This is a genomic window from Mycobacterium sp., assembly GCF_019243155.1.
GTDB lineage: Bacteria > Actinomycetota > Actinomycetes > Mycobacteriales > Mycobacteriaceae > Mycobacterium.
In genome coordinates this window covers 1-13,325 of sequence record NZ_JAFAUS010000315.1, presented here as the reverse complement: position 1 = coordinate 13,325, position 13,325 = coordinate 1, and the positions used below count along the sequence as shown (strand labels likewise).

Here is a 13,325-nt window from a genome sequence, read left to right as displayed (position 1 = left end):
ACCTGTCCGGTCACGGTGGTGGGGATGCCGCCCATCACGTAGTGACACGTCGGGTAGACCGGCACCAGCTCCTTGACCGGGTCCACGCCCAGATACGTGCGGGCGAACTCGGTGATGTCGGGCAGCTTGGCCTCCAGCACGTCCTCGCCGAGGTGGCGGACATCGATGTAGACGTAGTCCTTGTGCGGCCCGGCGCCGCGGCCCTCCAGGACCTCGAGAACCATTGAGCGCGCGACGATGTCGCGCGGCGCCAGGTCGACGATCGTCGGGGCGTAACGCTCCATGAAGCGTTCGCCCTCGCCGTTGAGCAGCCGCCCGCCCTCGCCGCGCACGGCTTCGGAGATCAGGATCCCCAGGCCCGCCAGACCGGTCGGGTGGAACTGGTGAAACTCCATGTCCTCCAACGGAAGTCCCTTGCGGAACACGATGCCGATGCCGTCACCGGTCAGCGTGTGCGCGTTGGACGTCGTCTTGTACATCCGGCCCGAGCCGCCGGTTGCGATCACGACGGCCTTGGCGTGGAAGACGTGAATCTCGCCGGTGGCCAGCTCGTAGGCGACCACGCCGGTGGCCACCGGACCGCTCGGCGTCTGGGTCAGCACCAGATCCAGCGCGTAGAACTCGTTGAAGAACTGCACGTCGTGCTTGACGCAGTTTTGGTAGAGCGTCTGCAGAATCATGTGGCCGGTGCGGTCGGCCGCGTAACAGGCCCGGCGCACCGGGGCCTTGCCGTGATCGCGGGTGTGACCGCCGAAGCGGCGCTGGTCGATGCGGCCCTCGGGGGTGCGGTTGAACGGCATCCCCATCTTCTCCAGGTCGAGCACCGCGTCGATGGCTTCCTTGCACATGATCTCCACCGCGTCCTGGTCGGCGAGGTAGTCCCCACCCTTGACGGTGTCGAACGTGTGCCATTCCCAGTTGTCGTCTTCGACGTTGGCCAGCGCCGCGCACATGCCGCCCTGGGCGGCGCCGGTGTGGCTGCGGGTGGGGTAGAGCTTGGTCAGCACCGCGGTGCGCACGCGCGGGCCGGCCTCGACCGCCGCCCGCATCCCGGCACCGCCCGCGCCGACGATCACCACGTCGTATCGGTGTTGCTGAATCAACGATCAGCCCCCTGAAGAAATGTTCGGATCGAAGGTCAACAGCACGTAGGTTCCCAGCACCAGCGTGAATCCCATGGACAACAGCAGCAGGCTGTTGAGCCAGAACCGGGTGCTGTCCTTGCGGGTGTAGTCGTCGATGATGGTGCGCAGGCCGTTACCGCCGTGCAGTTGCGCCAGCCACAGCAGCGCCAGATCCCAGAACTGCCAGAACGGCGACGCCCAGCGCTGCGCCACGTAGTTGAAGTCGATGCGGTACACGCCGTTGTCCCACATCAGCATGATGAACAAGTGCCCGAGGGCCAGGAACACCAGCGCGATGCCGGAGAACCGCATGAACAGCCACGCGAACTTCTCGAAGTTCGGGATGCCGGCGCGCCGGCGCGGCGACCGGGGATTGTCCAGGCTGGCCGGGCGGTCGTGGCTGCGCTGCAGCACCGGCGCGACCTCGCCGCGTCCGAGCTGAAGGTCGGGGCTGCTCATCGGAAGTGCTCCATCATGTGAATGCCGATCACGACCGCCGCCGGGACCATCAGCAGCAGATAGACCACGCCGATGATCCACAGCATCAGCCGCTGATAGCGGGCGCCGTGGCGCCAGAAATCGATCAGGATGACGCGGATGCCGTTCATCGCGTGGAACAGCACCGCGGCGACCAAGCCGAACTCCATCAGGCCCACGATCGGGGTCTGGTAGTCGTGGATCACCGCGTTGTAGGTCTGCGGGCCCACCCGCAGCATCGCGGAGTCCAGGACATGGACGAACAGGAAGAAGAAGATGGTCGCGCCGCTGATGCGATGCAGCACCCACGACCACATGCCGGGGTCTCCCCGATACAGGGTCCGTGGTGGTCGTCGTTTGCGCGTCGTCTGCGTAGTCACCCCAGTCCTCACCGCCTTCTTGCGACGTTAAACGACACTCGAGCCGGGCAATCGAGCTTAGCTCCAAAAGCGCGCGGTTTGCGGCGACAGTCTCCTGAAGCGAAGCGCCGGTTCCCGCTAGGGTGACTGTCGTAGTTGGGCCATGGATGAGGTGGGTTGCGGTATGCCTGACATCGACTGGAATCTGCTGCGGGACAAGGCAGTTCACGCGGCAGCTGGGGGCTATGCGCCCTATTCGCGGTTCCAGGTGGGTGCGGCCGCACTGGTCGACGACGGCCGGGTGATCACCGGGTGCAATGTGGAGAACGTCTCATATGGCCTTGGTCTCTGTGCCGAATGCGGTGTGGTGTCCGCCCTGCATACGACCGGTGGCGGCCGGCTGATCGCGCTGGTCTGCCTCGACGCACAAGGAGCGTCGCTGATGCCGTGCGGGCGGTGCCGCCAGGTGCTGCTCGAGCACGGCGGTCCCGGGCTGCTCATCGACCATCCGGCTGGGCCGCGCCGGCTCGACGACCTGCTGCCCGACGCTTTCGGTCCCGACGATCTGGCCCGGGGCCGCGCCTGATGGACGCCGCATTCGACGCGCCGACGGTGATCAGGACCAAGCGGGACGGCGGGCGGTTGTCCGATGCCGCCATCGACTGGGTGATCGGCGCCTACACCGACGGCCGGGTCGCCGAGGAGCAGATGGCGGCCCTGCTGATGGCGATCCTGTTTCGTGGGATGGACCGCGGCGAGATCGCCAGCTGGACCGCGGCGATGCTGGCGTCCGGTGAGCAGCTGGACTTCAGCGACCTGCGCGTGCCGACGGTGGACAAGCACTCGACCGGCGGGGTGGGGGACAAGATCACCCTGCCGTTGGTGCCCGTCGTCGCCGCCTGCGGCGCGACGGTCCCGCAGGCGTCGGGCCGCGGACTCGGGCACACCGGCGGCACGCTGGACAAGCTCGAATCGATCGCGGGGTTCACCGCCGACCTGCCCATCCGGCGCGTGCGCGAGCAACTCCGCGACGTCGGCGCGGCCATCTTCGCCGCCGGTGACCTGGCCCCCGCCGACGCGAAGCTCTACGCGCTGCGCGACATCACCGCCACCGTCGAGTCGCTGCCCCTGATCGCCAGCTCGGTGATGAGCAAGAAGCTCGCCGAAGGGGCGGGCGCGCTGGTGCTAGACGTGAAGGTCGGGTCCGGCGCGTTCATGGCGTCGGAGGCGCAGAGTCGCGAGCTGGCGCACACGATGGTCGAACTGGGCGCGGCGCACGGCGTGGCCACCCGCGCGCTGCTGACGGACATGAACTGCCCGCTCGGCGCGACCGTCGGCAACGCGCTCGAGGTCGCCGAGTCGCTCGAGGTGCTGGCCGGCGGCGGCCCGCCCGACGTCGTCGAGCTGACGCTGCGGCTTGCCTCCGAGATGCTCGATCTCGCCGGGATTGATGACCGCGACCCGGAGGACACCCTGCGGGACGGCACGGCGATGGATCGGTTTCGCCAGCTCGTCGCCGCGCAGGGTGGTGACTTGTCGGTACCGTTGCCGATCGGTACACATACCGAGACCGTGACCGCTTCCCGGAGCGGCACAATGGGCGATATCGACGCGATGGCGGTAGGGGTTGCGGCTTGGCGGCTCGGTGCGGGCAGATCCCGTCCGGGCGAACAGGTGCAGTCCGGTGCCGGCATCAAGATTCACCGGCGCCCCGGGGAACCCGTCGCCGCCGGCGAGCCGTTGTTCACCCTCTACTCCGACACCCCGCAGCGCTTCGGCGCCGCACTGGCCGAGCTGGACGGCGGATTCAGCGTCGGCGACACACCGCCGGTTTCCAGACCGCTCATCATCGATCGGATCATCAAGTGACCGCACCACTGGGTTTGGAGCAGATCAGAAAAGCGCCCAAGGCTCTGCTGCACGATCACCTCGACGGTGGGTTGCGCCCGGCGACGGTGATCGAGATCGCCGACCAGACTGGTTACAACGGGTTGCCCGCGGGCAACGTCGAGGAGCTGGCGACGTGGTTCCGTACCCGCTCGCACAGCGGATCGCTGGAGCGCTACCTGGAGCCGTTCTCGCACACCGTGGCGGTCATGCAGACGCCCGAGGCGCTGCATCGCGTCGCCTTCGAGTGCGTGGAGGACCTGGCCGCCGACTCGGTGGTCTACGCCGAGGTGCGCTTTGCGCCCGAGTTGCACATCGACCGCGGGCTGTCCTTCGACGAGATCGTCGAGGCCGTGCTGGCCGGTTTCGCCGAGGGTGAGAAGGCATGCGCGGCCGAGAATCGGCCGATCGTGGTGCGGCTGTTGGTCACCGCCATGCGGCACGCAGCGGTGTCCCGCGAGATCGCCGAACTCGCAATCCGGTTCCGGGACAAGGGAGTCGTCGGCTTCGACATCGCCGGCGCCGAGGCGGGCAACCCGCCGACCCGGCACCTGGAAGCATTCGACTACATGCGAGACCACAACGCGCGCTTCACCATTCATGCCGGTGAGGCGTTCGGTCTCCCGTCCATCCACGAGGCGATCGCCTTCTGCGGCGCCGACCGGCTCGGCCACGGGGTGCGCATCGTCGACGACATCGACATCCTCCCCGACGGCGAGGTCCGGCTGGGCCAGCAGGCATCGATCTTGCGGGACAAGCGAATTCCGCTGGAGCTGTGCCCCAGCTCCAACGTGCAGACCGGCGCCGTCAAGAGCATCGCCGACCATCCCTTCGATCTGCTGGCCCGGACGCGCTTCCGGGTGACGGTCAACACCGACAACCGCCTGATGAGCGACACGACGATGAGCCGCGAGATGCACCGCCTGGTGGAGGCATTCGGTTACGGGTGGAGCGACCTCGAGCGGTTCACGATCAACGCGATGAAATCTGCGTTCATCCCCTTCGACGAGCGGCTGGCGATCATCGACGAGGTGATCAAGCCGCGGTACGCGGTCCTGATCGGCTAGCTCACAGCGCGTGCGACTTGCGCAGGAGTTCGGCCGGGGTTGGCAGCCGGATGGAGATGAGTCCCGCGAAGTTGTCATCGAGCAGATGAACGCGGTGAACGGTGCTGTGCACCAGCGTCCACCCACCACCGATGGCACGCAGTCGCAGCAGCCCGGCGGCCGGCCCGTTGACGAATTGTTGGGTCATGGCGCGCAGGACCGGGTGATCGTCGGGGTGCACGAACGGCTGCCCCACGACTTCGCCGCGCCAATCGGCGTGCGGGAAGGGCGGGTCGAGCCACTTGAGTAAATTCCACGTTCGCAGGTCGACGAAGGCGCGGTGAATACCGTCCTGCGCGAGGTCCTTCACGATCTGACGCGCCAGGTCACCATCGGGTTCCGGCGCTTCCTTATGGGCAATTCGCCAATTCATGGCGCGGGCAACCAGGTGATCGGTGCCGTCCGCGTTGGCTTCGAGAGCGGCCCGGGCGACGAAACTCACCCGGATCCGCTCGCCGTCGTATCCCGTTGTGTCCCAGGTGCTGCAGAACGTGTCACCGGGTTTGCAACTCATGGACAGGGCGAGCACCTGAGCCTCATCCCGGTTGATGTGACCGATGGGCATATCCGCCGCGAATGCGCGGCCATCGGTTTTCTCGATGCTCAAATCAAGGCCGGCATTGAATAACGCCTGAGGCGTGTCGCTCGCCGTCCCTGTCGTCAAATCCCATGACACGGCTCCCGGCAATGACCTTTGCACCGGGCGCGCCGTGGCGGGGCCGACCCACAAATGCACGCCGTGCACCCGTCCGTCATTGGAGACCACGGAACGGGTTCTTATGACGGAGTTTCCGTTCCCCACAGGCTTTGTCACGCTGCGCTTGTCGCCGGCCGTCTCACCGACCGCCGTCAATATGGACCCGAGATGCGGGTTTCTGCGCAGGAAAACATTCGCCGGCACGAATTTCCGAAGCGCATGCCCTTGTGCGACGACGACGGGCTCGTCGCTGAGCACTTCGAGCAACAGCCAATCGCGATCCACGAGTTGTGATGATACGAGCAGCCTGTGCGCAAGCGATGGTTAATCGGCCTACTGAGTGTTGTGGCGGCCGCGCCGGCCGCGCGACTCGCGGGCCGTGCTCGAAACTATCGACTTGTGTGGGAGCGTTCTGATATATAGACCTTGCGGCGTCCGGCGCTGCGCCGGACCCCACCTGAAAACGCGAATGTGTAGTCCGTACGCGTTGATTACACCTGAATCAACGAAGCCGAGGGCTATGAATAATCGCGGACGACCCGCCTCGCCATCTCCCGTTCCATGAGCCACATCGACGGGTTGATCCAGCAACTGCAAAAGCATGGCAAACGCCGAGTAAGGGAGCTCAGCGCGTCCGGGTCCGTCAGTGCCGAGACATTCGCGAGCCTGCACCGAAAAGCGAATTCCTTGCTCGCTCGATTGACGGCCGAAGATATTCAGGCATCGACCCGCGTCGGAATTCTCGGCCAAAATTCCAGCGAGTGGATCGTTGCGGATCTGGTGTTGATCGAACTGCAATGCATTTCCGTCGAAATTCCGTTAGAACCCGGCGCGGCGGAGCAGTACGATTACATTTCCCTTTGTGACGTTCACAATCTCACGGCGGTCATCGTGATCAGCTCTCACGATAATTCGGCCGATCCCGTCGTCGAGATTTTCAAGCATCCGAAGCCCGGACGCTTGAAGAAAAACGATCCGGACGATTTGACCGTCACTTTTTCTCGCGATCCGAACGATCCGCCGACGGCGATCACCATTTCGAAGCGCGACACCTCCAACGCCATCGAGTCATTCGTGAACGTGTGGACCCCGACCGGTAAGGATCATCTCCTGGTCGTCGTGCCATTTACGAGTTTCCAGCAAAGGTTTCTCGTGTACCTGGCCATAAAGTACGGGTTCGACATCACGCTGGCTCCACACGAGCTGATGCACCAAGCGCTCACGCAATTCTCGCCAACGATCATGAGCAACGACCGCTACCTCTGGATGAGCCTGGGAGGGCGCAGCTTCCCCGGCGGCGGCGCCTGATCAACTTGACGATCGGCCCCCGTGGCAGCAGGTTGGTGAGGTGAAGTTACCCCTGCTGGGCCCCGTCTCGCTGACGGGTTTCCAGAACGCCTGGTTCTTCTTGTTCCTGCTGCTCGTGCTGCTGGTGCTGGGGATCTACGTCGTCCTGCAGTTCGCCCGTCGCCGCCGGGTGCTGCGGTTCGCCAACATGGAGGTGCTCGATCGCGTCGCGCCGCCTCACCCCAGCCGCTGGCGGCACGTGCCGACGATCCTGCTGGCCGCGTCGCTGGTGCTGCTGACCACCGCGATGGCCGGGCCGACGTCCGACGTCCGGATCCCGCTCAACCGCGCGGTCGTGATGCTGGTGATCGACGTCTCGGAGTCCATGGCGTCCACCGACGTGGCCCCGTCCCGGCTGGAGGCCGCGAAGGAGGCCGGTAAGCAGTTCGCCCACGAGCTGACACCGGCCATCAACCTCGGGCTGGTGGAGTTCGCGGCCACGGCCACGCTGTTGGTGCCCCCGACGACCAACCGTGCCGCCGTGAACGCGGGCATCGACAGCCTGCAGGCCGCCCCGAAGACCGCGACCGGGGAGGGCATCTTCACCGCGCTGCAGGCGATCGCGACGGTCGGCTCGGTGATGGGCGGCGGCGACGGTCCGCCACCGGCGCGCATCGTGCTGGAGTCCGACGGCGCCGAGAACGTGCCGCTGGATCCCAACGCCCCGCAGGGGGCGTTCACCGCGGCCCGGGCCGCCAAGGCGGAGGGCGTGCAGATATCCACGATCTCCTTCGGCACGCCCGACGGCACGGTGGTCTACGAGGGCGCCACGATCCCGGTCCCGGTCGACGACCAGACGCTGCAGAAGATCTGCGAGATCACCGACGGCCAGGCGTTCCACGCCGACAGTCTCGAATCGCTCAAGAACGTCTATTCGACGCTGCAGCGCCAGATCGGCTACGAAACCGTGAAGGGCGACGCCAGCCTCGCCTGGATGCTGGTCGGCGCGGTCGCCATGGCCGGCGCCGTATTGGCCGGTCTATTGCTGAACCGCAGGCTGCCGGCCTAGGACGATCAGGTGGGAAGCCGCCGGTTGACCAGCAGCGCCAACGCCGTCGCGATCAGCGCCGTGATGACGGCGAGGCGCAGCCACCCGGAACTGCCGGGCCCGGGCACCGTGCGGTAGCCGATTTCGTTCTCGATCGCGCTGTAGCTCTTGGAAAGTTCGTCGACGCTGGACGCGGTGTAAGACTGTCCGCCCGAGAGCTTGGCGATCGTCTTCATCTGGTCCGACGCGACCGGGACCGCGACCTTCTGCCCGTCCATCTCGATCTCGCCGTTCTTGGTTCCGAACGAGATAGTCGAAATGGGCACGCCCTGATCCCTGGCCAGCCGCGCCGCGGTGTAGTCGCCGTCGTGCGGATCGCTGGGATCCGACGGTTTGTTCTCACCGCCGTCGGAGAGCAGGACGATACGCGCCGGCGGCGGGTTGTCGCCGCCCGTCACGGCCGTGGCGCTGATCGCGTGCAGGGCGGTGAAGATGGCCTCCCCGGTCGCGGTGCTGTCGGCGAAGTCGAGTTTCTTCAGCGCGTCGATGGTCGCCTGGTGCTGCGGGGTCGGCGGCACCAGCAGGTAGGGCGTTCCCGCGAAGCCCACCAGCCCGAGATTGATGCCCGGCGTCAATTGACCGGCGAACTGGCTGGCCGCCTGCTCGGCGGCCTTGAGCCGGTTGGGTTCGACGTCGGTGGCCCGCATGGACTGCGACATGTCGATGACCAGCATGATGACGGCGCGGTTGCGCGGGATCTTCATGTCGTGGGTGGGTGTGGCCAGCGCGACGGTCAACAGGATCAGCCCGAGCAGCGACACGGCGATCGGAAGGTGCCGCCACGGGGACTGCGGGACGTTCGCCTCGGTGTAACGGCGCAGCCGGCGCCGGCGCCGCGACTGGACGACGACATAGACCGCGAGCAGGGCCAGCGGTACCAAGGCGAACAGCAACATCGCCGGGCGCTGAAATCCGTAGAGGGGGAGGGGGCCGATACCGGGAAGCGACACGTGGCCTACCTCTCCGTCTGTGCCCGTTCCGGCCGTCCTGTCGACCGACCGCGGATGCTGCCGCCAGTAAAGAGGAGACTTGGTGACCCGTCAAACGCGGCCTGTTGGCGCGCTATTCGCGCCGGAGCCGCCCGTCGACGAATTGCTCCAGCTTCTCCCACTCCCGCACCGCCGCGGCGTAGGGCGGCGAAGGCTTGCCGGCTGAGCCCGGCTCGAGCACGGCGGCCACCAGCTTGCCCAGCGGCCGCGACGTCTCCAGCGCCTTATCGACGGTGGGATCCTCGGAGTAGTCGCCGACATCGCGAAGCAATTCGACGGCCAGGTCCAGCTGCTCGCGGTCGACGGCGTCCGGCCCGTCGGCGATGTCGTCGGACAAGCCGCTGAGCACGTAGATGTTGTCGTCGGTCACCTCCACCGCCAGCGAGCCGTCGGTCGCGGCGGTGCGGATGTCGTCGTAGGTGCTCAGGTCGGCCAGGTCGTGGTCGTGCTCTTCGGCGAGGTAGCGGGCCAGCGACCGCTCGGAGCTGAACACGCTGATGCGGCCATTGCGGCCCAGGAAGATCGGGCGATCGTCCAAGTAGCAGCGCAGCGTGTAAAAGGTGCCGGAGCTGGTCATGATGCGGATGGGGTCGATACCCACCTCGGCCCAGAAATCCTTGTCACTGCCCAGCACGACGGTGTCACCGGCCGCGCGGGGTTCCTCGTCGGCTTCGTCGTCGTCCTCGGCTTCCTCGGTCTCGCTGTCCTTCGAGGTGTCCTCGTCGACCTCGTCGGCGGCGTCCTGGGTTTCCGCCTCGTCGTCTTCCTCTTCGCGCTCCTCGGCCAGTTCGTCGGCGGCCTTGGTGGAGGCCGCGGCGTCGACCTCGGGCGTGCTGACAATCTTCTCGATCGCGCTCAGCACGTCGTCCCAGCTGCGTCCGATGATCTCGGAGATCGAATTCCAGCGCTTGGAACCGGCTTTGCCGGTGAAGTGGTCGATGCCGCCCGACACCGTGCCCAGGCCGGGGTTGCCGTTGAAGAACTTCGACACGGCGGCCAGCTCACACACCGACCCGATGGACGACACGATCCCGAGCGTGCCCGCCAGCGCGTTCACCGACTCCTCGGTCGGCTTCTCCGACACCAGCTCCTCGACGGCGACGAGATCGAACTGCCTGCTCTCGGTGGGCTCGAACTTGTGGGCGTGCGCCGAGGTCAGGTCTGCCCACCCCGGATGGTCGGTCAGGTCGTTGTCGTTGTCGGAGCGCACGAACGCGACCAGGTCCGCGACCGATTCGAAGACGTACAGGTCTTCGTCCTTGCCCAGGAACGCCTCCCACTCGTCGCCGGCGTCCCGCCAACGGGGTGCCCACACCGTGTAGCGATCACCAGTGGACAAACTCAGCCGGATGGGCACGAGGTCAGCAGCCATGCGGCACAGAATAGCGACGGCCCCCGAACGTGCTTGGTACCTAGTCCCAGATGTCGGCGATGGCGGGGGCGCTGGCGGCGTAACCGGTCTTGGGTAGCCCGTACATCTGCTCGATCGTGGAAAGCACGTTGTAGTGGCTGATCTGCTCGTTGTACGAGCCGGGGCGGACGTGGGCGCCGTAGATCACCGTCGGGATCTGGTTGCGGCTGGAGTTGTCGTCCTCGTCGAACGTCACGATCAGCAGGCTGTTGTTGGCCATCGCCCAGTTGGCGTAGCCGGACAGCTGGCTGCTCAGCCAGGTGTCGGCCTGCGCGATCGGGCCGTCGTGCATGTTGTCGTCGTTGTCGGGGATGACGAACGAGACGGTCGGCAGGTTCGCGTAGTTGCCCGCCGGGAACGCGGAGAAGGGCAGCGAGTTCGCCGCGGGCACATTGCTGAAGTTGGCCCAGGGCACGTGCTTGCGGGCGTACTTGCCCGCGCTGCAGACCGGCGAACCGACGCTGGGAAGGCCTTCGGAGAAGCCGACGAAGGTGTAGCCGGCGGCAAGCAGCTCGGACGCCAGGTTGGGGGTAGCGCCGCCGTTGACCGGGCACTGGTCCTTGGTCACACCGAGCGTGTTGCCGGCGAACAGCGCCAGGTAATTCGGCTCGCTGGGGTGCGTTTCGGCGAACGACTGGGTCATGTTCGCCCCGCCCGCGGCCAGCGCGGTGATGAACGGCGCCGACTTGTTGCCGATGATGCGGCCCTCGGACTTGTTCTCTTCCACCACGATCACCACGTGTGCGGGTTGCGGAATGGCGGCCGCCGCAAGGCTCACGCGAGGGGCCAGCGGGCTGGCCGCCAGCCCGGTCAGCGCCACCGCACCGAGCACCCGCAGCACTCGATAAGCCCTGCCCGGCAACCCTCTTGGACCGTCACTTCGGCTCAGCACCGGCCGAGCATATGAGCGGAGCCGGCCTGCCGACGGCGCCGACGCGGGCACATCAGCGCGGCGTTAGGTAACCGCGGCCGGATTGTTATATAGGGTCGAATGCCGTGGAGGTGCGTGTTGTTGACCACCCGCTGGCGGTGGCCCAGCTGACGACGATGCGTGACAAGCGCACCGGCAACGCCGCCTTCCGCGAGGCGCTGCGTGACCTGACCGCGATGCTGGTCTATGAGGCCACCCGGGACGCGGCGATAGAGACCTTCGGAATCCACACCCCGCTGGCCGAGACCCTCGGGGTGCGACTCGCCAAACCGCCCCTGCTGGTGCCGGTGCTGCGCGCCGGGCTGGGCATGGTGGATCGGGCGCTCGCGCTGCTGCCCGCGGCCCGGGTCGGGTTCGTGGGCGTCGCCCGCGACGAGGAAACCCATCAGGCCGCGGGGTATTTCGACTCGCTGCCCGACGATTTGGCGCACATGCCGGTGCTGGTTCTCGATCCCATGCTGGCCACCGGCGGATCGCTGAAGCACACGTTGCGTCTGCTGCTCGACCGCGGCGCGACGGAGATCACGGTGCTGTGCGCTGTCGCCGCTCCGGAAGGCATTGCCGCCCTTGAGAAGACGGCTCCGAACGCCCGGCTGTTCACCGGCGCGGTCGATGACGAGCTCAACGAGAACGCGTTCATCGTGCCGGGTCTCGGCGATGCGGGTGACCGCCAGTTCGGGCGCCGCTAGGCCTCACCAGCCGCGCACCTCGTCGACGAGTCGTTGGCGCAGCGCGCCGGCCCGCGCCCGGGCGGCGCTCAGGTCGCCGGACGCCGCGCAGCGAATCTCGATGTAGCACTTCAGCTTCGGCTCGGTTCCCGAGGGCCGGACCACCACTCGCGCGGACGCCTCGTCGTCACCGCCGGTGAAGATCAACGCGTCGGTGATGTCGGTGGCGGTCGCGGCGAGCCCGGCGAGTCGGGCGGGCGGGGCCGCCCGCAGTCGTCGCATCAGTTCGGCCGCCTCCGCGGGGTCGGCGACCCGGCGCGAGACCGCGGCGACGTCGTGCACCCCGTACCGCCGGGCAAGCTCGTCGAGGGCCCGGGGCACCGAACTGCCGCGCGCTTTCAGCGCGGCCACCAGATCGCAGACCAGCACCGCGGCGCTGATGCCGTCCTTGTCGCGCACGGCATCCGGGTCGACGCAGTGGCCGATCGCTTCCTCGTAGGCGTAGACCAGGGTGCCGCCGGGAACCTCCGCGTCGGCGCGTGCCAGCCACTTGAACCCGGTGAGGGTTTCGACGTGCACGGCGCCGTGCTGGGTGGCGATGGCCGCCAGCATCCGCGACGACACCACGGTGGTGGCCACCACCGGCTTCGCCACCTGCTCCTGCGACAGGATGTAATCGCCCAGCAGCCAACCGGTTTCGTCGCCGGACAGCATGCGCCAACCCGTTTCGCCTGCGATGCCCACCGCGCAGCGGTCGGCATCGGGATCCAGCGCTATCGCGACGTCGGCGTCTTCGTCGGCGGCCAGGGTGAGCAGCGCGTCGGTGGCGCCAGGTTCTTCCGGGTTGGGGAACGCGATGGTGGGGAAGTCGGGGTCCGGCGCGAACTGGGGCCCGACGGCGTGCACCTGGCCGAAGCCGGCGCGGCGCAGCGTCTCGACGGCCACCTGGCCGCCCACGCCGTGCATGGCCGTCAGCGCCACCCGCACCGAGCCGGATCCGCGTCGCACCCCGGCCGCCCGTGCGATGTAGCGCTGCACCAGGTCGGTCTGCGCGGGTTGCACGGCCCTGCGGACAATCTCGTCGGCCGGGGGAGCGGCGGCCATCGCGGCTTCGATCTGGCGGTCGGTGGGCGGGATGAGCTGGATGCCGCCGTCGACGTAGACCTTGTAGCCGTTGTCGGTCGCCGGGTTGTGCGACGCCGTGATCTGTATCCCGGCGGCGGCGCCGGTGTGCCGGACGGCGAACGCGACCACCGGCGTGGGCGTCGTGCCGGGCAGCAA

At 67.2% G+C, this 13,325-nt stretch carries 14 protein-coding genes; 6 read left to right on the top strand and 8 right to left on the bottom strand.

The features are described from left to right. The 3 genes from JOZ00_RS16105 to sdhC all read right to left on the bottom strand — a co-directional run. The coding region (locus tag JOZ00_RS16105; protein ID WP_293345245.1) for an FAD-binding protein at window positions 1-1,103 on the bottom strand (1,103 nt) is incomplete at its 3' end. 3 nt (window positions 1,104-1,106) lie between these two features. Next, a complete protein-coding gene (locus JOZ00_RS16100; protein WP_293345243.1) occupies window positions 1,107-1,583 on the bottom strand; it encodes a succinate dehydrogenase hydrophobic membrane anchor subunit in 477 nt (158 codons plus the stop codon). After that, complete coding sequence (sdhC, locus tag JOZ00_RS16095; RefSeq protein WP_293345251.1) at window positions 1,580-1,918, bottom strand: succinate dehydrogenase, cytochrome b556 subunit; 339 nt, start codon at window positions 1,916-1,918, stop codon at window positions 1,580-1,582. The genes JOZ00_RS16100 and sdhC overlap by 4 nt, the downstream gene beginning before the upstream one ends. A gap of 226 nt (window positions 1,919-2,144) precedes the next feature. Between sdhC and JOZ00_RS16090 the strand changes: the two genes are divergently transcribed. Genes JOZ00_RS16090 through JOZ00_RS16080 form a run of 3 tightly spaced genes read left to right on the top strand, consistent with a single transcriptional unit; the run spans window position 2,145 to window position 4,914 of the window. Then, window positions 2,145-2,546: a cytidine deaminase gene (locus JOZ00_RS16090; RefSeq protein ID WP_293345241.1), complete on the top strand. Its 402-nt coding sequence runs from the start codon at window positions 2,145-2,147 to the stop codon at window positions 2,544-2,546. Next, window positions 2,543-3,829: a thymidine phosphorylase gene (locus JOZ00_RS16085; protein WP_293345249.1), complete on the top strand. Its 1,287-nt coding sequence runs from the start codon at window positions 2,543-2,545 to the stop codon at window positions 3,827-3,829. Before JOZ00_RS16090 ends, JOZ00_RS16085 begins: the two co-directional genes overlap by 4 nt. Continuing rightward, window positions 3,826-4,914: an adenosine deaminase gene (locus tag JOZ00_RS16080; RefSeq protein WP_293345239.1), complete on the top strand. Its 1,089-nt coding sequence runs from the start codon at window positions 3,826-3,828 to the stop codon at window positions 4,912-4,914. Before JOZ00_RS16085 ends, JOZ00_RS16080 begins: the two co-directional genes overlap by 4 nt. 1 nt (window position 4,915) lies before the next feature. Here JOZ00_RS16080 and JOZ00_RS16075 read toward each other — a convergent pair whose 3' ends face one another. Beyond that, window positions 4,916-5,935, bottom strand: a complete 1,020-nt coding sequence (locus JOZ00_RS16075; protein ID WP_293345237.1) for a PAS domain-containing protein — start codon at window positions 5,933-5,935, stop codon at window positions 4,916-4,918. 276 nt (window positions 5,936-6,211) lie between these two features. On the opposite strand from JOZ00_RS16075, the gene JOZ00_RS16070 reads away from it, so the two are divergent. Both JOZ00_RS16070 and JOZ00_RS16065 read left to right on the top strand, forming a co-directional pair. Continuing rightward, window positions 6,212-6,958: a hypothetical protein gene (locus tag JOZ00_RS16070; RefSeq protein ID WP_293345235.1), complete on the top strand. Its 747-nt coding sequence runs from the start codon at window positions 6,212-6,214 to the stop codon at window positions 6,956-6,958. Window positions 6,959-6,998: 40 nt separating this feature from the next. Next, window positions 6,999-8,006 carry a VWA domain-containing protein gene (locus tag JOZ00_RS16065; RefSeq protein ID WP_293345233.1) on the top strand — a complete coding sequence of 336 codons (1,008 nt, stop codon included), beginning with the start codon at window positions 6,999-7,001 and terminating at the stop codon, window positions 8,004-8,006. A 5-nt stretch (window positions 8,007-8,011) separates the two neighbouring features. On the opposite strand, the gene JOZ00_RS16060 is transcribed toward JOZ00_RS16065, so the two are convergent. From JOZ00_RS16060 to JOZ00_RS16050, 3 genes are all read right to left on the bottom strand, one after another. Next, window positions 8,012-8,995: a VWA domain-containing protein gene (locus tag JOZ00_RS16060; protein WP_293345231.1), complete on the bottom strand. Its 984-nt coding sequence runs from the start codon at window positions 8,993-8,995 to the stop codon at window positions 8,012-8,014. A 112-nt stretch (window positions 8,996-9,107) separates the two neighbouring features. Further along, the gene (locus JOZ00_RS16055; protein ID WP_293345229.1) at window positions 9,108-10,406 is read right to left on the bottom strand and encodes a primosomal protein; all 1,299 of its coding nucleotides are present in this window, start codon (window positions 10,404-10,406) and stop codon (window positions 9,108-9,110) included. Between the two features lie 40 nt (window positions 10,407-10,446). Beyond that, window positions 10,447-11,265, bottom strand: a complete 819-nt coding sequence (locus JOZ00_RS16050; protein WP_293345247.1) for an alkaline phosphatase family protein — start codon at window positions 11,263-11,265, stop codon at window positions 10,447-10,449. A gap of 176 nt (window positions 11,266-11,441) precedes the next feature. Between JOZ00_RS16050 and upp the strand changes: the two genes are divergently transcribed. Beyond that, window positions 11,442-12,065: a uracil phosphoribosyltransferase gene (gene upp, locus JOZ00_RS16045; protein ID WP_293345227.1), complete on the top strand. Its 624-nt coding sequence runs from the start codon at window positions 11,442-11,444 to the stop codon at window positions 12,063-12,065. 3 nt (window positions 12,066-12,068) lie between these two features. Here upp and JOZ00_RS16040 read toward each other — a convergent pair. Then, on the bottom strand, window positions 12,069-13,325 hold a 1,257-nt coding region (locus JOZ00_RS16040), incomplete at its 5' end, for a phospho-sugar mutase (protein ID WP_293345225.1).